The organism is Stenotrophomonas sp. S4 (assembly GCF_054187805.2).
The window spans coordinates 3,465,096-3,484,909 of record NZ_CM196188.1; the positions used below are offsets into that span (position 1 = coordinate 3,465,096).

Below are 19,814 nucleotides of genomic sequence, written 5' to 3' on the forward strand. Positions count from 1 at the left end.
CTTGGTCGACACAGTAGAGCCACGCCATGCGTGGATGATTCATTCGATATCTGGCAGCAAAATCGTGTCGACCAAGGTCGACACCTACCAACAGCCGCGCGTTCCAACAGCCGCGTGAACCCGTCGAAGGTGGGGCGGTGTCGGAGTGCGGGGTGTCCGCGGCATGGATGCCGCGGCCAAGCCCCCATGGACGGGTTTACGGCGTCCCCGCGCTCCGACACCGCCCCGCCATCCCGCGGAATGCCAGCTTTTGCTTTTGCTGTTGATGTTGCCTTGGCTTGAAGCATCTGCGGGTGCAGGGCGCAGCCCTGCCGAGCAACCTTCACCTCAACTGGCTGTCCTTGCTGCCGCGCCGGTTGTAACCGGCATGCGCCTGCGCTTCATCATCATGTGCCTGCTGGCACGCCACGCACAGCCGAACACCAGGCACGGCCTGGCGCCGCGCCAACGGGATCGGCGCGTCGCATTCCTCACAGTGTTCCAGACCCGGGCCCTCGCGCAGCTGGCGCCGCGCGCGGGCGATCGCATCGTCGACGGTGGCGTCGATCTGGTCCTGGACCGCGCCGTCTCCCGCCCAACCGGTGGCCATGGCCATCCTCCGCAGGTGTGTCGCCTGATGTGGGGACGATACACCTCGGCAAAAAGACAGGCCTTCATGTAGAGCCGAGCCACGCTCGGCTGCGCTTCAGGATGACGAACAGAACGTGGGCGGGTCCGATCAGGCCGATTGCGGCTTAATCCCCTCCGTCCCCTTTTTGCTTACCAGACCAGGTCGTCCGGCACCTGGAACTGCGCGTAATAGGCGTCGTCCTCGGCGTTGCCGGTGGAGATCTCGGCGGTCGAGCCCGGCTGGCCGTGATCGACGATGATTGCCTCCGGCGCGCGCTCACGCACCTTCTCGGCGGCAGCACGCGGCAGCAGGGCGTAGCCCTCGCCATGGGCAACGATGACCAGCACGCCCACCGACAGCGCCTTGCGCAGCTTGGGGTCGATCAGCAGGGTACGGATCGCTGCGCCGTCGCTGAAGCGGTACTCGTCGTCGCCTTTGTGGGGTACGGCGTGGGCCGTGATGATCTGCCTGGCCTGGGCCTTCTGTTCAGCCAGCCTGGCCTGGGCATTGCGTTCGGCGGCCAGTGCGCGGTCGCGCTCGACCTTCTCGGCGCGGGCACGTTCAGCCTCACGCTGGACCTCGGCCGAGGTCGATTCGGCCTTGCCCTGGCGGGCCTTGGCCTGCGCGCTCGCGGCAGCGCTGGCCTGCGACTTCTTGGCCAGGCCGGCCTTGAGCAATTGTTCCTGCAGCGCGTTGGGCTTTGCCATGGTCGGTGCGTACCGCGTGTAATCTTGGATGTCCCCATTCTACCGACGCCCCGCCGCCCCTGCATGGCAGTCCTGAAGTACCTCACCGGCTATCCCGAACCCCTGGTCGCCCAGGTCAGCGAACTGCTGGCGCAGGGCAAGCTGGGCCCCTGGCTGCAACAGCGCTACCCGGACCCGCATGAGGTGCGCAGCGACCGCCAGCTGTACGACTACACCCAGGAGCTGAAGGACCGTTACCTGCGCAAGTCGGTGCCGCTCAACAAGGTCTGCTACGACAACACGCTGGAAGTGATCAAGCACGCGCTGGGCACCCATACCGCCATTTCCCGCGTGCACGGCGGCCGCCTGAAGGCCAGCCGCGAGATCCGCATCGCTACTGTGTTCCGCCAGGCGCCAGCGGCGTTCCTGCGCATGATCGTGGTGCATGAGCTCGCCCACCTGAAGGAAGCCGACCACAACAAGGCCTTCTACCAGCTGTGCCAACACATGGAACCCGATTACCTGCAGCTGGAGTTCGATACCCGCCTGTACCTGACCGAGCTGGCCAACCGCGGCCAGCGCTGACCGGCCGCAGCAGCTACACTGCGCGCCCCCTGCCCGACCTGCCTGCCATGGAACCGATCCGTCTCGACAAACGCCTGTCCGCCCTGCTCGGCATCCCGCGCGGCGAAGCGCGGCGCTACATCGAAGGCGGCTGGGTCACGGTCAACGGCGAAGTGGTGGAACAGCCGCAGCGCCCGGTCGATGACAGCGCGGTGATCGTGGTGGCCGAACAGGCCAGCGATGAAAAGGCCGAGCGGGTCAGCATGCTGCTGCACAAGCCGGCCGGTGTCGCCGCTGAAACCCTGTGTGCCCTGGTCAGCAGTGACAGCCGCAGCGAACTTGATGCCAGCGACATCCGCCCGCTGCAGCGTCACTTCCACGGCCTGCAGCTGGCCGCTTCGCTTCCGGCCAGCGACAGCGGGCTGGTGGTGGTCAGCCAGGATCCGGCCACGCTGGCCCACCTGCAGCGCAACCTGGGCCGCACCGAGCAGGAATACCTGATCGAAGTGGCCGAAGGCGGTCCCGAGCGCGGCCCCTGGCTGATGGCGCGGCTGCAGCAGGAATCGGGCGGTGCCAAGGTCAGCTGGCAGAGCGAGCAGCGCCTGCGCTTTGCCGGCAAGGGGCTGACAGCCAAGGGGCTGCGTGTAGCGGTCAGCGCCGCCGGCCTGCAGGTCACGGCCGTGCGCCGCCTGCGTATCGGGCGCGTGGCGCTGGGGCCGCTGCCGCCGGCGCAGTGGCGTTATCTGGGCAGCGACGAGCGGTTCTGACCCTTCATCCCTCGGGGGCGGATCCCTTTCCGCGGGAAAGGGCTCTGACCCCATCCATGCATGGCGCGCATCCACAGCAATGGGTCTGTCGGCTTTCATCCACGCATGGCGTGGATCTACCATCGGGGCATGAGCCTGCCCACACCCTTGTGGCGACGCCTGCTGCGCGTCGCTGCGATCGTCATCGCCGCATTGTTGCTGCTGGTCCTGTCCGGCCTGCTGCTGGCCGACCACCTCACGCCGCAGGCGCACGGCGCGCCCTCGCAGGTGCTGCCACTACAACCCGCGCAGACCCGTATCGACCAGCAGATCGTGCCGTTGCAGGAGGCCCATCCCGGCCAGTCGGGCGTGGCGTTCCTCAGCGATGGCATGGATGCGTTCGCCGCGCGCGCGCTGATCACCACCCACGCCGGCCGCAGCCTGGACCTGCAGTACTACATCTGGCACGACGACCTGATCGGCCACCTGATGGCCAAGGCGCTGTATGACGCCGCCGAGCGCGGTGTGCGCGTGCGCATCCTGCTCGACGACATGAACGCCAAGGACAAGGACGCGTTGATGATGGCACTCGATGCGCACCCGAACATCGAGATCCGCCTGTACAACCCGTTCCGCAACCGCAGCGGCATCGCACGCACGCTGGAACTGGTGCAACGCGCCTTCAGCGTGAACCACCGCATGCACAACAAGAGCTGGATCGCCGATGGCCGCGTTGCGATCGTCGGTGGCCGCAACATCGGCGAGGAGTACTTCAGCGCGCGCAACGATGTGAACTTCCAGGACCTCGACCTGGTGGTGGCCGGCCCCGCCGTGCAGCAGGCCAACCGGATCTTCGACGACTACTGGAACAGCAGCGCGGCGATCCCGATCTCCGCGCTGGCTTCGTACAGCGATGAACAGCTGCGGCAACTCGTGCGGCAGTCGGACCTGGATGCGATGCATGCCAAGGCGCAGCCCTACCTGCAGCGCGTGGCAGATTCGCGCCGCCTGCAACGCCCCAGCCCGGAGCCGCTGCACTGGAGCGCGAACGTGCGCATCGCCTCCGATCCGCCGATGAAGCACCGCGACGATGATCGCCGCAACTGGCTGGTCAACACGCTCAGCGACGAGCTGGCAACCTCCCGTCACAGCGCACTGCTGATCTCGCCCTACTTCGTCCCTGGCAGCGAAGGCGTTGAAGGCCTGTCGGCGCTGGCCGCGCGCGGTGCGCAGGTCGGGGTGGTGACCAACTCACTGGCCGCCAACGACGTGGCGGCAGTGCACGGCGGCTACATGGGTTACCGCGTTCCACTGCTGAAGGCCGGTGTGCAGCTGTACGAACTGAAGGCGCACGGCCAGCTGGATACCAGCCTGTTCGGCAGCAGTGGCGCCAGCCTGCACACCAAGGCGTTCGTGGTCGATGGTCGCCGTGGCTTCGTCGGCTCGTTCAACCTCGACCCGCGCTCGGCCTACCTCAACACCGAGATGGGCGTGCTGTTCGACGATCCGGTGCTGGGCGCGCAGCTGCGCGACGAGTACCTGCGCCTGGCCAGTCCGGACCACAGCTGGTGGCTGGCCCTGGGGCGCGATGATGGGCTGCGCTGGCTGCAGCGGCAGCCGCCACCGCATTGGGTGGAGGCCGAACCCGGGGCGAGCCTGGGCAAGCGTTGGACCGCGCGGGTGATCAGCTGGCTGCCGGTGGAATCGCAGCTGTAGCGCTCAGGCCGCCGGACTGGCCTCGTCCTGCCCGGCCTCATCCAGCGTTTCCACGTTACGCCCATGCAGGCGCCGCCAGATCCAGCGCAATGCATGCGGCGGTGCCGAAGGCAGCTGCTCCAGCAGGGCCAGCATGCGGCTCTGGCTGGCATGCCCATGGCGGCACAACAGGCTGGCCGCTGCGGCCGCGCTGGCCAGGCGCAGGCTGTCGGCCAATGGTCCTTCCGCATCCACTGCCAAGGCCTGGTGAACCGGCTCAGGCAACTCCCATGCGGCGGCGACCCGCTGCGCCAACGGCAACGACCACTGCTGCAGCAGCTGCAGGGCCAGGGCCGGCTCCACGGCCTCGCCACGGGCCTGTGCCTCCTGCAGCAGCTGGCGCATCACCAGTGCCGCACCGAGCCCCTGCACCAGGCCCAGCCACTGCGCGGCGAAGGCATCGCCGAAGGTGACCGTGCGTGCGTGGTCGGCCGCTGCACGCGATGCCAGCAGCGCGTGCTCCCAGATGATCGTGCTGAACTGCGGGAATACCTCGCATTGCACCTGCATCACCGGCTGCACCAGTACCGCACTGATGATCTGCCGCACGCCCTCGGTGCCGACCAGGGTCACCGCCCGCTGCAGGCTCTCTACCGGGCGCTCGTGGACCTTGTAGGCCGGGCTGTTGGCGATGCGCAGCAGGTTGCCGGTCAGCACCGGGTCCTGGCCGATGATCGCGGCCATCACGCGGGCCGAGGCGGCATCGTCGTTGACGGTCTGGATCAGCTGCGGCAACAGCTGCGGCCGGCGGGGCAGCTGCCTGGCCGCCCAGTCGCGATCCTGCAGCGCGCGTGCCACCGCCTCGCCCAGGCCCGGGTCCTGCACCGGCGTCGGCTCGCCGGCCAGCCTCGGGTACAGGGCGAGCGCATGCAGCCCGCGTTGCAGGTGAGCGGCGATCTCCGCCGAGGGCAGCGCCTCGCCCTGCAGGCTTGCGGCTGCGGCGGCCACCGCCTGGCGGGACGCGGCAACCAGCCGCGCCGGTGCCGTCCCGGTCGAACGTGTCAGCCAGCCGCGCAGCGAGCGCCACCAGGCCGCTGTCATCGCCGCCCGTCCTGTCGTTGTGATGCCCTTGCCGTCACTGACCGCCCTGCCTCTTCACGCCCATCCGGCCACCCGCCGTCGTCGCAGCATCGGCCGCACTTTCATCTTCTTTAACCGGACGGCCGCCAACGTCGACGGCACCGGCCGGGGGAATGGACTAGAATGGCGCCGCGCGACCCGTCCCCCAGCCATGACGACGTCGCTTTTTTTGTTTTGGGACCCTACCGTTCACTGGCCGTTCGCTGCAGTTCGCCGCTGTTCGCGCCATCGGAGACGCCATGCTATTCGAAACCCTCGCCACCACCGGCCACGAACAAGTGGTGTTCTGCCACAACCACGATGCCGGCCTGAAGGCGATCATCGCCATCCACAACACCACCCTGGGCCCGGCCCTGGGCGGCGTGCGCATGCGCCCCTACGCCAGCACCGACGAAGCACTGGCCGACGTGCTGCGGCTGAGCCGGACGATGACCTACAAGAATGCGCTGGCCGGCCTCAACGTCGGTGGCGGCAAGGCGGTGATCATCGGCGACCCGAAGGTGGACAAGACCGAGGTGCTGTTCCGCGCCTTCGGCCGTTACGTCGACTCGCTGGGCGGCCGCTACATCACCGCCGAAGACGTCGGCACCGACGTCAACGACATGGAGAACATCTACCTGGAGAGCCAGTTCGTGACCGGCGTGCACCAGGTCCATGGCGGCTCAGGCGATCCGGCCCCGTTCACCGCCTACGGTGCGCTGCAGGCGCTGATGGCAGCGATGCGCTTCAAGTTCGGCCATGAGGAAGTGGGCAAGACCAGCATCGCGGTGCAGGGCCTGGGCCACATCGGCATGGAGCTGGTGAAGCTGCTGCGCGACCGCGGTGCCAAGCTGTATGTCACCGACCTGGACAGCGCGCTGGTTGATCGCGCGGTCAGCGATTTCGGCGCCGAAGCGGTCAAGCCGGACGAGATCCACGAAGTGAACGCCGACGTGTTCGCACCGTGCGCGCTGGAAGGCGCCATCAACGCCGACACCCTGCCGCGGATCAAGGCGAAGATCATCTGCGGTACCGCCAACAACCAGCTGTCGAGCCTGGAAATCGGCGATGAACTGCACGCGCGCGGCATCCTGTATGCACCGGACTATGCGGTCAACGCCGGTGGCGTGATGAACGTGTCGCTGGAGATCGATGGCTACAACCGCGAACGTGCGATGCGCCTGATCCGCAGCATCTATCACAACCTCACCCGCATCTTCGAACTGTCGCAGCGCGAGAACATCGCGCCGCAGCGTGCGGCCGACCGCATCGCCGAAAGCCGCATCCTGTCGATCGGCAAGCTGAAGATGCCGCTGGGCCGCAGTACCCCGCGCCTGGGCAACCTGCGCGGCGGCTGAGCCTGCGATGTCGCGCCGGGGCTGACGTCCCGGCGCGACCACCCCCTCAGAACCCGGTGCTGTAGCGCAGCGCCGCCTGGCGCGCGCCCTCGCCACCGACGCGCTGGTCGAAGCCCAGGCTCAGGCGGCCATTACGGCCCCACCACGACTCCAGCGCCACGCCGAACAGCGCACTGCCGCGCGGCGCGTTCCAGCCCGCCAGCGGCGCCCAGGCATCGACACCGACGAAACTGGCCTGCCAATCCGCATCGGCACCATCGAGCCGCTGCTGCCACTCGGCATGCCCACGCAGGGTCCAGCGCCCCCAACCGCGTTCGCCGCGGATACCGGCCAGCATCTGGCTGCGCTGTACGCGGTTGGCATCGCCACGCAGGCCGAAACCGAAACCACCCAGCTCGTTGAAGGCATCGGTATCCACGCGCGTGGTGCTGGCGCCCAGGTACGGTGTCAACGACGCGCCCGCGCGGCCGAAACGATAGCCGCCTTCGACGCTGGCACTGCTGAAGCGTCCGCCATAACGTGCGGAAACACCGTAGGCACCGGCGCCCAGCAGCAACTGCCGATCCAGCGCACGGGTGAACTGGCCGCTGCCGACCTGCGCCAGCGCATAGCCCCGGCCCAGGTTCCAGCCGGCGTACAGCTGCGCCTGCGCCTGGCGATCACGCCCACGATCACCGCCGAAGCTGCTGCCACCATTGCTGCGGGTCTCGCCAAAGGCCACGCCCATCAGCCCATCGCTGCCCAGCGGCAGGTCCTGACCGGCCATCCAACCGCGGCTGTCGGCGGCATTGCCTGCAAAACTGCCCTGCCCGGCCTCACCGAGCGCGCTCTGCCAGGCCCCGCGCAGGCGCGGCGCCGCCTGCACGCGATCGAAGCGCTCGGCGATGGCACGGCGCGACATGTCGATGCTGTCGAAGGTGGCCGACTCGGCCCGCGCATGCGCCTGTCCGGACAGGCTCTGCAGGCTGGCTGCCAGGCCCTCGCTGCCACCACCGGTCCACTGCAGCGCACCGGCCGCCGTACCGAAGGCCGAGCCCTGCAGGGCGGGACTGCCATCGAGCGCGCTGAACGCACCTTCCAGTCGTTGCGCCGCGGACTGCGCCGAGGCCGTGAGCCCGCTCGCCGCCGCCGTGACGCTGACCTGGGTCAGGTTCAACCAGGCATTGTTGCTGTCATAGCCATAGCTGCTCTGCAGCAGCGACAGGCCCTGCAGGCCGCTGGAGGTGGCCGGGCTGCTGAAGGTGCCGCTCAGGCCACCGGCCGCATGGACCAGATCCTGGCGGCTGCCGTTCTGCGGCACATAGCCGGAGACGAAGCCATGCACGCGCACGCCACCATTGATCGAGGCGGTGCCGGTCACCTGCAGCGCATTGGCCCCGAGCGCGATCATCAGCTGTGCGCCGGCCTGCTGGGTGTAGTTGCCCTCGATGGTGCCGGTGGTGCTGCCGGTGGTCAGGAACACGCTGCTGCCGTTGACCACGTTGCCGATCACGCGCGGCGTGCCACCATTGAACTGCAGGCCGGTCGAATCCGGATCGGCCTGGCCGAGGATGGTCACGTTGGAACGGATGACACCGCCGTTCTGCAGCGACAGGATGCCGCGCTCGATGCGGGTGGCGCCGCTGTAGCTGTTGTTGCCCGCGAGCACCAGGGTGCCCCCGCCCTGCTTGACCAGGCCACCGCTGCCGACGATGTCGTTGCTCCACAGCGAACCACTCGATGGCGCATCGACATTGGCCACCACATCGCCCCAGTCGAAGCGGCCCGGGCCCTTGATCGCCCGCGAGATGTCGAGCAGGCCGTAGCCGAACACGGCATCCACGCCGGGCGCGCCGATGTCCTTGGCGGTGCCCAGCAGGGTCTGCCGCACCAGGTTGTTGTCGAAGTACGGGTAGCGCTGCCAGACCAGCGCAGCGGCGCCGGAGATCAACGGGGCGGCGAAGGACGTCCCGTAGTTCCAGTAGTAGGTGCTGCCGTTGGCATCGGGATAGACCGCGCTGCCCGGCGCCGCCAGGCAGTAGCGCGCCGCCTGGCCGCAGGCATTGGCATAGCTGGCCAGCGTACCCGGTGCGTAGGGATCCACCGCAGTCGCCACCAGCCAGCCGCGCTCCAGGTCGGCCGCCGGCAACGAGCCGGCAACGCCCTGCTGGCTGGGCAGGGCGGCCAGGCTGCTCGGTTCGGTGCGCGCATCGTTGCCGGCTGCGAACACCACCAGGCCGCCATGGTTGATGACGAACGGACGGTACTCGGCCGCCACCTGCGCGGTGGTCGGCAGGTCGGTCCAGTACAGGCCGCCCCACGAGTTGTTCATCACCTTCACGTTGTAGCTGATCAGGTCCTGGTGGACCTGCGCCACGCCCAGCGGGCCACTGAAGGAATTGCCCTTGCCGCTGCCGTCATCGACGGGCGGCTTGTCGGCGATGATCCGCGCCGAGACGATCTGTGCGCCGGGGGCGATGCCGCCCGGCCAGGAGCCCACCGAGGCACCGGCGGCCAGGCTGGCCACCGCCGTGCCGTGGCCGACCACGTCGTCGACCTGCAGGTTGTTGCGGGCTGGATCGATGTAGTTGAGGTTGGCGATCACGCGCCCGTTCAGCGCTGCGGCGTTGCGCTGCACGCCCGAATCGACGATGCCGATGCGCACGCCCTGCCCGGTCAGGCCGGCGGCCTGTGCGGCACGCGCATTGGTCACTGACAGGTGCGCATCGAAGGCCGGTTCCTGCGGCTTGGCCGGCGGCGGCGTCGTCGGAGGGGGCGTGGTTGGAGGTGTCGGGGTGGTCGGGGGGGGATCGATGCGGACATTGCCGCCGCCTCCGCCACCGCCACATGCCGTCATTGCCATCGCCAGCGCCGTTGCCAGCGCGGACCTCACCATCATCGTGCGTTCCATCGATTCCTTCCCATGAACGTTGGCCTGCCTACATCCCGGCAGGCGTGCGGTGCCGCCCAGCGGCGGCCCTCCCCGACCCTCTATACTTGGGCCGACCCCCACGCAGTCTGCCGGGAAACCGGGGCGCTTCCAACGTCCGCGGTCTCCTTTCCGAACATTGCTTACGCATCAACGAGATTGCCATGTCCAACATCGTCATCGCCGCCGCCAAGCGCACCGCCATCGGCTCCTTCCTCGGCCAGTTCAACGGCGTGCCGACCCCCACCCTCGGCGCGGCCGCCATCGCTGCCGCCCTGGAACAGTCGGGCGTGCCGGCCAGCGACGTCTCCGAGGTCCTCATGGGCTGCGTGCTGCCGGCCAACCTCGGCCAGGCGCCCGCCCGCCAGGCGGCGATCGCCGCCGGCATTCCGGTGTCGACCGGTGCCACCACCCTCAACAAGGTGTGCGGCTCGGGCATGAAGACCATCATGCTCGGCCATGACCTGATCAAGGCCGGTTCGGCCAGCATCGTGGTCGCCGGTGGCATGGAATCGATGTCCAACGCCCCGCACCTGCTGCCGAACTCGCGTACGGGCAACCGCTTCGGCAACTTCCAGGCGATCGACCACATGGCCCACGACGGCCTGATCAACGCCTACGACGGCAAGGCCATGGGTGAATTCGCCGAATGCGCCGTGGACAAGTACCAGTTCAGCCGCGAGGAGCAGGACGCCTACGCGATCGAATCGGTCAAGCGCGCGCAGGCGGCACAGGCCAACGGTGCGTTCGCCGACGAGATCGTCGCGGTGAAGGTCGCCACCCGCAAGGGCGAGGTCGAGGTCGCCACCGACGAGCAGCCCGGCCGCTCCGACATTGCCAAGATCCCGACCCTGCGCCCGGCCTTCAAGAAGGACGGCAGCGTCACCGCCGCCAGTTCCTCCAGCATCTCCGACGGCGCCGCCGCGGTAGTCCTGCTGACCGAGGAAGACGCGGCCGCACGTGGCATCACCCCGCTGGCCCGCATCGTCGGCCACGCCACCCATTCGCAGGAACCGGAGTGGTTCACCACCGCCCCGATCGGCGCGATCCACGCGCTGCTGGCCAAGACCGGCTGGTCGCTGGACCAGATCGACCTGTTCGAAATCAACGAAGCCTTTGCCGTGGTGGCAATGGCGCCGATGCGTGAGCTGGGCATCCCGCACGACAAGCTCAACGTGAATGGCGGTGCCTGCGCGCTGGGTCATCCCATCGGTGCCTCCGGTGCACGTCTGGTGGTGACCCTGGTCAACGCGCTGCGCACGCGCGGTGGCAAGCGCGGCATTGCCACCCTGTGCATCGGTGGCGGCGAAGCAACGGCAATCGCCATCGAATTGATTTAAAAAGATTTAACGATGATTTCGCAAAAATGAATGCGGGATCGCTTGACACCCAATCTTGGCTTGTCATCATGTTGTCGGCGCGCAGCATGCGCGTTGCCTAATTCTAACGACGAGGATTTACACAATGAGCATCAACAAGCTGCTGGTCGCGATGTCCCTGGCTCTGGCCCTGGCCGCCTGCTCGAAGCAGGAAGCTGCCCAGGACGCCGCTGCTTCGGCCAACGAAGCCGCCACCGAAGCCCAGGCTGCTGCCGACCAGGCCGCCGCTGCCGGCGCCCAGACCGCCGACGCTGCCCAGCAGGCTGCCAACACCGCCGCCACCGCTGCTGACGCTGCGACCGACGCTGCTGCCAACACCGCTGCTGCTGCCACCGACGCTGCTGCCGGCGCTGCTGCCGACGCTGCCAAGGCTGCCGAAGGCACCGCCGAGAAGGCCAAGGACGCTGCTGAAGAAGCCAAGAAGTAATAACTTCTTTCTTCACGCTGTTCTGGAAAAGCCGCTGGTTCGCCAGCGGCTTTTTCTTTGCGCCGATGCCACCGCACAGCGCAGGCATCGCGACCCCGTCTTCACAACGGCATGAATAGGCTGGCGTCCCCATCCATTGCAGTACTGGAGACCGCCATGAAGATTCGCCCGATCACCACCACGCTGCTGGCCGCCTCCCTGCTGCTGGCCCTGGCCGCCTGCAAGGGCCCGGAAGCCGAACAGGCCAAGCAGGACGCGCAGCAGGCTGCCGACAGCGCCGGCGCGGCTGCCCGCGATGCCGTCGACAAGGCAGCGGAAGCCACCCGCGACGCCGCCGACAAGACCGCTGCAGCCTCCGAGCAGGCCGCCGCCGATACCCAGCAGGCACTGGACAAGGCCGCAGACGCCACCGCCAACGCCGCTGACAAGGCCAAGGTCGCCGCGACCGACGCCGCTGCTCACGCCAGCGACGCCACCGCCAACGCCGCGCAAAAGGTGGCCGACAAGGCCCGCGACGTCGCCAATGACGCGAAGGCGAACGCGGCCAAGGAAGAAGCCAAGCACTAACGGTTCGTTCGCCGGGCATGGCCCGGCGCTACCGACCAGCCGAGCATCGGCTCGGCTCCACAGGAAAAGCCGCGGCATTGCCGCGGCTTTTCTGCTTTTCGCTCTCCGCTCTTTCTTTTGATTCCGTGGTGGACGGCACGGAAACCGTCCAAGGCCGCGCGGGTGGGTTGCGCAGGGGCGTGAGCCGCATGGATGTGGCGACCGAGCTTACATGGACGTACTTGCAGCGCCCCCTGCGCACCCCACCCGCGCGGCCCGCTCACGACGCAGACTCCGCGCCGCCCGCCACGAGGGGCTCCGCCGTTGGCCGCCTCCTACGGCATCGCGCGCACCAGCATCGCCAACAGATCCACGCCCATCGGCAGGGTCCCGAACACCAGCCCATGCTCCCCTTGCAGCCGGCTGCGCACGAACGCCTCTGCCATCGGACTCCGCGCACGCAACAGCAGCGCGGCCTGCAACAACAGCGCAGTGCGCTCGCAGAACAGCCGCGCCTGCGACTCATCCGGTGGCGGCGCCGCTGCCCAACGCTGCAAAGCCGCTGCGTAGCGCGCATCACGATCAGCCACCGCCGCCAGCTCAGCGCGCAGCGCCGCCAGCGTCTCCGGTTCGCGCGCCAGCGCGCGCAGCACGTCCAGGCACTGGATGTTGCCGCTTCCTTCCCAGATCGAATTCAACGGTGCCTGCCGGTACAGCCGTGGCAGCATCGATTCCTCCACATAGCCCGCACCGCCCAGGCATTCCTGTGCTTCATTGACGAAGGCCGGCGCGCGCTTGCACAGCCAGTACTTGCCCAGCGCCGTCCCCACCCGTGCCAATGCAGCTTCGTTGGCATCCACGCCGGCCCGGTCCACCGCACGCGCGATGCGCATCGACAGCACCGTGGCCGCTTCCGACTCCAGTGCCAGGTCGGCCAGCACATTGGTCATCAACGGATGCTCGACCAGCAGCTTGCCGAACGTGCGGCGATGCCGTGCGTGATGCAGCGCCTGCGCAAGCGCCATGCGCATTTCCGCCGCCGCACCCAGCATGCAGTCCAGGCGGGTCATCATCACCATGCCGATGATGGTGGCCACGCCGCGTCCTTCCTCACCCACGCGCCACGCCTGCGCCCCGCAGAACTCGACTTCGCTGGAGGCATTGGCCCAATCGCCGAGCTTGTCCTTCAAGCGCATCAACCGGAAGGCGTTGCGGTCACCGTCGGCCAGCCGGCGCGGCATCAACAGGCAGGTCAGTCCTCCCGGCGCCTGCGCCAGTACCAGGAAGCCATCGCACATCGGTGCGGAAAAGAACCACTTGTGACCGACCAGGCGATAGCGCTCGCCATCGATCGGTTCGGCGCGCGTGCTGTTGGCGCGCACATCCGAGCCTCCCTGCTTTTCGGTCATGCCCATGCCCAACGTGATGCCGGCCTTGTCCGCCACCGGCACATCGCGCGGGTCATAGACCGGTGCTGCGGCCTTGCGTGCCCACTCGGCCAGGTGTGGCTGCGTGTGCAGCACCGCTACTGCCGCATGGGTCATCGTCAACGGGCAACTGGTGCCGGCCTCGGCCTGGTGGTGCAGGTAGCTCAACACCGCACGCGCGACATGCGCGCCGGGTTGCGGCTCGTGCCAGGACAACCCGGCGACGCCGTGCGATTTCGCCGTGCCCATCAACTGGTGATAGGCCGGATGGAACTCCACCGTATCGATGCGATGGCCCTGCGCATCATGCGTGCGCAGGCGCGGCCGATCGCGGTTGGCATCGAAGCCGAGCCGGTACAGCTCGTCACCCGCCAGCCCGCCATAGACCGCCAGCCGCGGCGCGAAGCTGCCAGCACCTTCGCGCTGCACCGCCTCCATCAGCGCCACGTCATCGGTCCACAACTGGCGCCCCGCGAATGGCGGCGGCTGGTTCAGCACCACGTGGGTTTCGTACGGCGCGCTGCTGCTGAAGCTGGGTCCACTCATCCGGTCCGTCCTGGCGGCAAGAGGTGTGCGGTTCGATTGTGCCGCATCGCCTGCCAAGCCCGTGTTCAGGCCGATTCTCACCCTGTGCACGAGCGGCCGGCCACAGTGACCGAATGGCAGTCAACGACGATCTGGTGGTCCTGCGCCCGGAAGGGCTGTACTGCGCCGCCGGTGATTTCCACATCGATCCCTGGCGACCGGTAGCGCGCGCGGTCATCACCCATGGCCACGGCGATCACGCACGCCCCGGCATGGGTGAATACCACTGCAGTGACGGCAGCCTGCCGATCCTGCGCTGGCGCCTGGGCGATGTGCCGGTGCAGGCGCATGCCGAGGGCGTACCGTTCCGCCTGGGCCAGGTGCAGGTGTCGCTGCATCCCGCCGGCCATGTGCTGGGGTCTTCGCAGGTGCGCATCGACGACGGGCGGCAGGTCTGGGTGGCGTCCGGCGACTACAAGCGCCAAGCTGACCCAACCTGTGCGCCATTCGAAGTGGTGTCCTGCGATACCTTCATCACCGAGGCCACCTTCGCCCTGCCGATCTACCGATGGCCGGACACGCCCGCCGTCGCTGCGGAGATCGTGGCGTGGCGCCGCGAATGCGAACAGCGCGGCGAAGCTGCCATCCTGCTGTGCTATGCACTGGGCAAGGCGCAACGGGTGCTGGCCGAACTGCTGCCGCTGGAGGACCGCCCGGCCTGGCTGCACGGTGCCATCGCCAATGGTGTGGAGGTGTACCGGCAGGCCAACGTACCAATGCTGGAGACGCTGGCGGTGGCCGAGCAGGGTCGCCAGCCGGATGCCGCCGGCCAGTTGATCCTCGCCCCGCCCTCGGCCGCCGGCACACCGTGGATGCGCCGCTTCGGTCGCCACCAGCTGGGCTTTGCATCCGGTTGGATGCAGCTGCGCGGCAACCGGCGGCGCCGCAACGTCGATCGCGGTTTCGTCATTTCCGATCACGCCGATTGGCCCGCACTGCTGCAGACCATCGAACAGACCGGCGCGCAGCGGGTGATCGCCACCCATGGCAATACCGATGCGTTGATTCCCTTCCTGCGCGAGCGCGGCGTAGCGGCTGAAGCCTTCCGTACCGATTTCGGGAGCGAGGAATGAAGGCCTTCGCGGCGCTCTACCAGCGGCTGGATCGCAGCACCGCCACGCTGGACAAGCGCGCAGCGCTGATCGATTACTTCCGCCAGGCAGGCGCGCATGATGCGGCGTGGGCGCTGTACCTGCTCAGCGGTGGCAAGGTGGGCGGCGCACGCCGCAAGATCGCCGCCAGCGGCGAACTGCGCGCCTGGATTGCCGAAGAATCCGGCTTGCCGCCATGGCTGGTGGAAGACAGCTATGCGCAGGTCGGTGACCTCGCCGAGACACTGACCCTGCTGCTGGATGATCCACCGCAGCCTTCGCCCGACCGCCCATTGGCCGAATGGATCGAACAGCATCTGCTGGCGGTGGCCAACCAGCCCGAAGCAGTGCGCCGCGCGGCGGTCGTCGCGGGCTGGCAGCAGCTGTACAACAGCGAACGCCTGGTGTTCAACAAGCTGCTGACCGGCGCCCTGCGCGTTGGCGTCTCGCAGCGGCTGGTGCAGCAGGCACTGGCGGAGTGGTCCGGCCTGGACATCGCGCGCATCGCCCAGCGCATGCTGGGCGAGTGGGTGCCCTCGCCCGGACTGCTGGGCCAGCTGCTGTCGCCGGATGAACTACCACTGGACCGGCAGCAACCCTACCCGTTCTTCCTCGCCTCCCCCCTGGAAGGCGACCCTGCCGAACGCCTCGGCCCTGTCGAAGAGTGGCTGCTGGAATGGAAGTGGGATGGCATCCGCCTGCAGCTGCTGCGCCGGCGCGGCGAGGTCGCATTGTGGTCGCGCGGCGAAGAGCGGCTGGATGGCCGCTTCCCCGAAATCGAACAGGCGGCGATGGCGCTTCCCGATGGCTGCGTGCTGGACGGAGAGCTGCTGGCCTGGGACGAAGCCACGGACCTGCCGCGTGCCTTCACCGCGCTCCAGACCCGCATCCAGCGCCGCAAGCCCGGTGCGGCCACCCTGCGCAACACGCCGGTGCGCGTGCTCGCCTATGACCTGCTGGAACACGATGGCGCGGACCTGCGTGAGCTGCCGTTGCGGGAACGGCGTGCACGGCTTGCCGACATCGTCGGTGCCCTGGGTGATGCACGGATCCAGCTCTCACCCGGCGTTGCCGCCGAAGACTGGCCGCAGGCGGCAGCGATGCGTGACATGGCACGCGACCGCGGCGTGGAAGGGCTGATGCTGAAACGTCGTGCCTCGCCCTACCAGGCCGGGCGACGCCGCGGTGACTGGTGGAAATGGAAGGTCGATCCGCTCACCATCGATGCGGTACTCCTGTACGCGCAGGCCGGCCATGGGCGGCGCAGCACGCTGTATACCGACTACACCTTCGGCGTCTGGGACGGCGACACGCTGGTACCGGTAGCCAAGGCCTATTCGGGCCTGGATGACAAGGAAATCCTCGCGCTCGATCGCTGGATCCGCGCCAACACCCGCGAGCGCTTCGGCCCGGTGCGCAGCGTCCGCGCCGAACATGTCTTTGAACTGGGCTTCGAGGCGGTCAACCGCAGCAGCCGGCACAAGTCCGGTATCGCCGTACGCTTTCCACGCATCCTGCGCTGGCGCCACGACAAGCCGGCCAGCGAGGCCGATCAGCTGGCTACCCTGCAGGCGCTGGCGCGATGAACCGCAGCCAGGCACTACGCCGGCTGGAAGACTGGTTCGCGTCGAAAGGCTGGCGCTCGTTACCGTTCCAGCGCGCGATGTGGCGGCGCTATCTCGCCGGCGGATCCGGGTTGCTGCACACCCCCACGGGCAGCGGCAAGACACTGGCGATGTTCGGGGGACCGCTGCTGCAGGCCATGATCGACCCTCCGCCTTCGCCCCGCCGCGCCAGTGCGGTACGCCCGCTGCAGGTGCTGTGGGTGACGCCCTTGCGCGCATTGGCCAGCGACACCGCGCGCGCACTGCAGGCCGTGGTCGATGGGCTCGGGCTTGGATGGCGTGTCGGCCTGCGCAGTGGTGACGCCAGCAACCGCGAACGACGGCAGGCGCGCGAGGGCCGCATCGACGTACTGGTCACCACGCCGGAATCACTGGCGCTGCTGCTGAGCTATGCGGATACGTTGCCGCGCATGCGCCAGCTGCGCTGCGTGGTGGTGGACGAATGGCATGAGCTGCTGGGAAACAAGCGCGGTGTGCTGCTGCAGTTGAATCTGGCCGTGCTACGCGATGCCGCGCCTGCAGTGCAGCTGTGGGGGCTGTCGGCCACGCTGGGCAATCTGGATGAGGCGCGCGACGTGCTGCTGCCCGGACAGCCCGACGCGGCGATCGTGCAGGGCGTGCGCCCGCGCGCGATCAGCGTGCGCAGCCTGCTGCCGGACCCTGGCGAACGTTTCCCCTGGGCGGGGCACCTGGGACTGGCGCAGCTGCCGCGCGTGCTGGATGCGTTGATGCGGGCGCGCAGCAGCCTGCTGTTCACCAACACCCGTGCGCAGGCAGAACTATGGCATCAGGCGCTTGCCGCGGTCTGGCCGGAAGACCAGGGCACGCTTGCGCTGCACCACGGCTCGCTGGATCCGGCGCTGCGCCAACAGGTGGAAGACGGACTGCGCGCGGGCACGCTGCGCTGCGTGGTTGCCACCTCCAGCCTCGACCTCGGCGTGGACTTCCCAGAGGTTGAGCAGGTACTGCAGCTGGGCAGCCCGAAGGGCGTGGCCCGCCTGCGCCAACGCGCTGGACGTGCACGTCACCGCCCGGGCGCCAGCGGTTCCATCCTGTGCGTGCCCAGCCATGCACTGGAGCTGGCCGAATACGCCTCGGTACGCCGTGCGTTGGCCGAAGGCGTGGTCGAAGCACGCAGGCCGCCGACGCTGCCGCTGGATGTGCTGGCCCAGCATGCGGTCAGCCGCGCGCTGGCGGGCGGCTTCGACAGCGCCGCGCTGCTGGCGCAGGTACGGCGTACCCATGCCTTCGCGTCTCTCGGCGACGATCAATGGCAGGCCGTGCTCACGTTCATCGTGCAGGGCGGCCAGGCGCTGGCCCAGTACCCCGATTTCCACAAGGTCGTGCGTGATGCCGATGGCCGGTACCGCATGCACGACCGTCGCCAGGCGCTGCGTCATCGGCTGTCGATCGGCACCATCAGCAGCGATGGCAGCGTGCGCGTGCAGTTCCTGCGCGGCGGCAGCCTGGGCGCCGTAGAAGAACAGTTCGCCAGCCGCCTGCGCCGTGGCGATCGCTTCCAGTTCGCCGGGCGCCTGCTGGAGCTGGTGCAACTACGCGACATGACCGCCTTCGTGCGGCTGGCACGAGGGCGCGGTGATGGTGTGGTGCCACGCTGGCAGGGAGGCCAGTTGCCGCTGTCGATGCCGCTCGGCCGCGAGCTGGAGTGGGTCCTGTCCGGCGCCGACGACAGTGCCGAATCACGCTGGTTGTCCCCCTTGCTGGCACTGCAGCAGCAGTTGTCGGCGCTTCCCGGCCCAGAGCATCTGCTGGTCGAAGAGGTGCGGCGCCGCGAAGGCCAGTTCCTGTTCGTCTACCCTTTTGCCGGCCGTCACGTGCACGAGGCGCTGGCCGCCTTGCTGGCACTGCGCTGTACCCGCCGGCAGCGCAACAGCATCGGCTACGCAGTGAACGATCATGGCCTAGTGCTGGCACCGGCGCAGGCGATTGATCTGGATGCGGCGGAATGGAGGGCGCTGTTCACCACCGATCAGCTGCTGGACGACCTGCGTGCCGCAGTGAACCTGGGCGAGCTGGCGCGGCGCCAGTTCCGTGGCATCGCACGCGTAGCGGGCCTGCTGGTGCCCAGCCTGCCCGGCGGCATGCCGCGATCACTGCGCCAGTTGCAGGCCTCGGCAGGCCTGCTCTTCGACGTACTGCGCGAGCACGATCCTGACCATCTTCTGCTGGCGCTGGCCGAACGCGAGGTGCTGCACGACAGCCTCGATCTGGCCGGACTACAGCAGGTACTGGCAAGGATCGGCACACGGATTCTCTCGATGCAGCGTCCATCGTCACTCACGCCACTGGGCTTCCCGTTGTGGGCCGAACGCCTGCGTGGGCAGTTCAGCAACGAGGACTGGCGTACCCGCGTGCAACGCGCGGCCCTGCAGCTGGAGCGTCGCCATGGCCGATGAACTGCCGCTGCTGCGCGCGGGCGAATCGCTGATTCTGCTTGGCGCGCGTGCACTTTACTGGCCCGCGCGGCAGGCGTTGTTGATCGCCGACCTGCACCTGGGCAAAGCCGATGTATTCCGCCGCGCCGGCATCGCGCTGCCCGCCGGCGGCACCGGCGAAGACCTGCACCGCCTGCAGGGTCTGCTGGACAGGCATGCCTGCCGCGAGCTGTGGATCCTGGGCGACATCCTGCATGGGCCGGCGCATCGCGCCGCCTGGTACCAGCAATGGCTCGGCTGGCGCGAACGCAACATCGCACTGGACGTGCATGTCCTGCGCGGAAATCATGACCTGCAGCTGCCGCATGCCCAGCTGCAGGTACAGATCCACGACGAAGTACGGCTGCAGCCGTTCCTGCTCCGCCATGAGCCGATACCCGATGCAGACCTGCATGTGATCGCCGGACATCTGCATCCGCAGGTCGCCTTGACGCCATTGCGAAGGCGCTTCCCCGCATTCTGGCTGCGTGACAGGATGACGGTGCTGCCGGCCTTTTCCGCGTTCACCGCCGGACTCGTGCCTGTTCCCAACGGTGGCGAACAGATGGTCGCCTGCGTGGAAAACGGCCTGGTGGAACTGCCGGTGGCTTGA

16 protein-coding genes are annotated in these 19,814 nt (G+C 68.2%); 11 read left to right on the top strand and 5 right to left on the bottom strand.

Going from position 1 to position 19,814, the window contains the following annotated elements; all coding sequences use genetic code 11:
• Positions 1-322: 322 nt before the first annotated feature.
• Together ACUZUJ_RS16300 and ACUZUJ_RS16305 are read right to left on the bottom strand one after the other, a co-directional pair.
• On the bottom strand, positions 323-589 hold the full coding sequence (locus ACUZUJ_RS16300) for a DksA/TraR family C4-type zinc finger protein (RefSeq protein WP_032129365.1): 267 nt from the start codon (positions 587-589) through the stop codon (positions 323-325).
• Positions 590-759: 170 nt separating this feature from the next.
• Complete coding sequence (locus ACUZUJ_RS16305) at positions 760-1,317, bottom strand: DUF2058 domain-containing protein (protein ID WP_049447105.1); 558 nt, start codon at positions 1,315-1,317, stop codon at positions 760-762.
• A gap of 63 nt (positions 1,318-1,380) precedes the next feature.
• On the opposite strand from ACUZUJ_RS16305, the gene ACUZUJ_RS16310 reads away from it, so the two are divergent.
• The 3 genes from ACUZUJ_RS16310 (at position 1,381) to ACUZUJ_RS16320 (ending at position 4,322) form a co-directional block, all read left to right on the top strand.
• On the top strand, positions 1,381-1,881 hold the full coding sequence (locus ACUZUJ_RS16310; protein WP_043035443.1) for a M48 metallopeptidase family protein: 501 nt from the start codon (positions 1,381-1,383) through the stop codon (positions 1,879-1,881).
• Between the two features lie 47 nt (positions 1,882-1,928).
• Positions 1,929-2,627, top strand: coding sequence for an RNA pseudouridine synthase (locus ACUZUJ_RS16315; RefSeq protein WP_014038065.1), 699 nt, complete (start codon positions 1,929-1,931; stop codon positions 2,625-2,627).
• Positions 2,628-2,732: 105 nt separating this feature from the next.
• On the top strand, positions 2,733-4,322 hold the full coding sequence (locus ACUZUJ_RS16320; RefSeq protein WP_049447103.1) for a phospholipase D family protein: 1,590 nt from the start codon (positions 2,733-2,735) through the stop codon (positions 4,320-4,322).
• Between the two features lie 3 nt (positions 4,323-4,325).
• Here ACUZUJ_RS16320 and ACUZUJ_RS16325 read toward each other — a convergent pair whose 3' ends face one another.
• Positions 4,326-5,402, bottom strand: coding sequence for an HDOD domain-containing protein (locus ACUZUJ_RS16325; protein WP_049447102.1), 1,077 nt, complete (start codon positions 5,400-5,402; stop codon positions 4,326-4,328).
• Between the two features lie 278 nt (positions 5,403-5,680).
• On the opposite strand from ACUZUJ_RS16325, the gene ACUZUJ_RS16330 reads away from it, so the two are divergent.
• Positions 5,681-6,778, top strand: coding sequence for a Glu/Leu/Phe/Val dehydrogenase dimerization domain-containing protein (locus tag ACUZUJ_RS16330; RefSeq protein ID WP_008264553.1), 1,098 nt, complete (start codon positions 5,681-5,683; stop codon positions 6,776-6,778).
• Positions 6,779-6,824: 46 nt separating this feature from the next.
• On the opposite strand, the gene ACUZUJ_RS16335 is transcribed toward ACUZUJ_RS16330, so the two are convergent.
• Positions 6,825-9,668, bottom strand: a complete 2,844-nt coding sequence (locus tag ACUZUJ_RS16335) for an autotransporter serine protease (RefSeq protein ID WP_049447099.1) — start codon at positions 9,666-9,668, stop codon at positions 6,825-6,827.
• A gap of 182 nt (positions 9,669-9,850) precedes the next feature.
• Between ACUZUJ_RS16335 and ACUZUJ_RS16340 the strand changes: the two genes are divergently transcribed.
• From ACUZUJ_RS16340 to ACUZUJ_RS16350, 3 genes are all read left to right on the top strand, one after another.
• A complete protein-coding gene (locus ACUZUJ_RS16340) occupies positions 9,851-11,026 on the top strand; it encodes a thiolase family protein (RefSeq protein WP_049447097.1) in 1,176 nt (391 codons plus the stop codon).
• Between the two features lie 124 nt (positions 11,027-11,150).
• Positions 11,151-11,492 carry a hypothetical protein gene (locus ACUZUJ_RS16345; RefSeq protein WP_014038070.1) on the top strand — a complete coding sequence of 114 codons (342 nt, stop codon included), beginning with the start codon at positions 11,151-11,153 and terminating at the stop codon, positions 11,490-11,492.
• A 156-nt stretch (positions 11,493-11,648) separates the two neighbouring features.
• Positions 11,649-12,059 (top strand): hypothetical protein, encoded by a 411-nt coding sequence (locus tag ACUZUJ_RS16350; protein WP_049447096.1) that lies wholly within the window; start codon positions 11,649-11,651, stop codon positions 12,057-12,059.
• A 314-nt stretch (positions 12,060-12,373) separates the two neighbouring features.
• Here ACUZUJ_RS16350 and ACUZUJ_RS16355 read toward each other — a convergent pair whose 3' ends face one another.
• A complete protein-coding gene (locus ACUZUJ_RS16355) occupies positions 12,374-14,011 on the bottom strand; it encodes an acyl-CoA dehydrogenase family protein (RefSeq protein WP_049447094.1) in 1,638 nt (545 codons plus the stop codon).
• A 113-nt stretch (positions 14,012-14,124) separates the two neighbouring features.
• Between ACUZUJ_RS16355 and ACUZUJ_RS16360 the strand changes: the two genes are divergently transcribed.
• From ACUZUJ_RS16360 to pdeM, 4 genes are read left to right on the top strand one after another with little or no spacing between them, the layout of a single operon-like run.
• Positions 14,125-15,123, top strand: a complete 999-nt coding sequence (locus ACUZUJ_RS16360) for a ligase-associated DNA damage response exonuclease (RefSeq protein ID WP_049447093.1) — start codon at positions 14,125-14,127, stop codon at positions 15,121-15,123.
• The gene (locus tag ACUZUJ_RS16365; RefSeq protein WP_049447092.1) at positions 15,120-16,727 is read left to right on the top strand and encodes an ATP-dependent DNA ligase; all 1,608 of its coding nucleotides are present in this window, start codon (positions 15,120-15,122) and stop codon (positions 16,725-16,727) included. The genes ACUZUJ_RS16360 and ACUZUJ_RS16365 overlap by 4 nt, the downstream gene beginning before the upstream one ends.
• Complete coding sequence (locus ACUZUJ_RS16370) at positions 16,724-19,183, top strand: ligase-associated DNA damage response DEXH box helicase (protein ID WP_101765904.1); 2,460 nt, start codon at positions 16,724-16,726, stop codon at positions 19,181-19,183. The genes ACUZUJ_RS16365 and ACUZUJ_RS16370 overlap by 4 nt, the downstream gene beginning before the upstream one ends.
• Positions 19,173-19,814, top strand: a complete 642-nt coding sequence (gene pdeM, locus ACUZUJ_RS16375) for a ligase-associated DNA damage response endonuclease PdeM (protein ID WP_049447088.1) — start codon at positions 19,173-19,175, stop codon at positions 19,812-19,814. Before ACUZUJ_RS16370 ends, pdeM begins: the two co-directional genes overlap by 11 nt.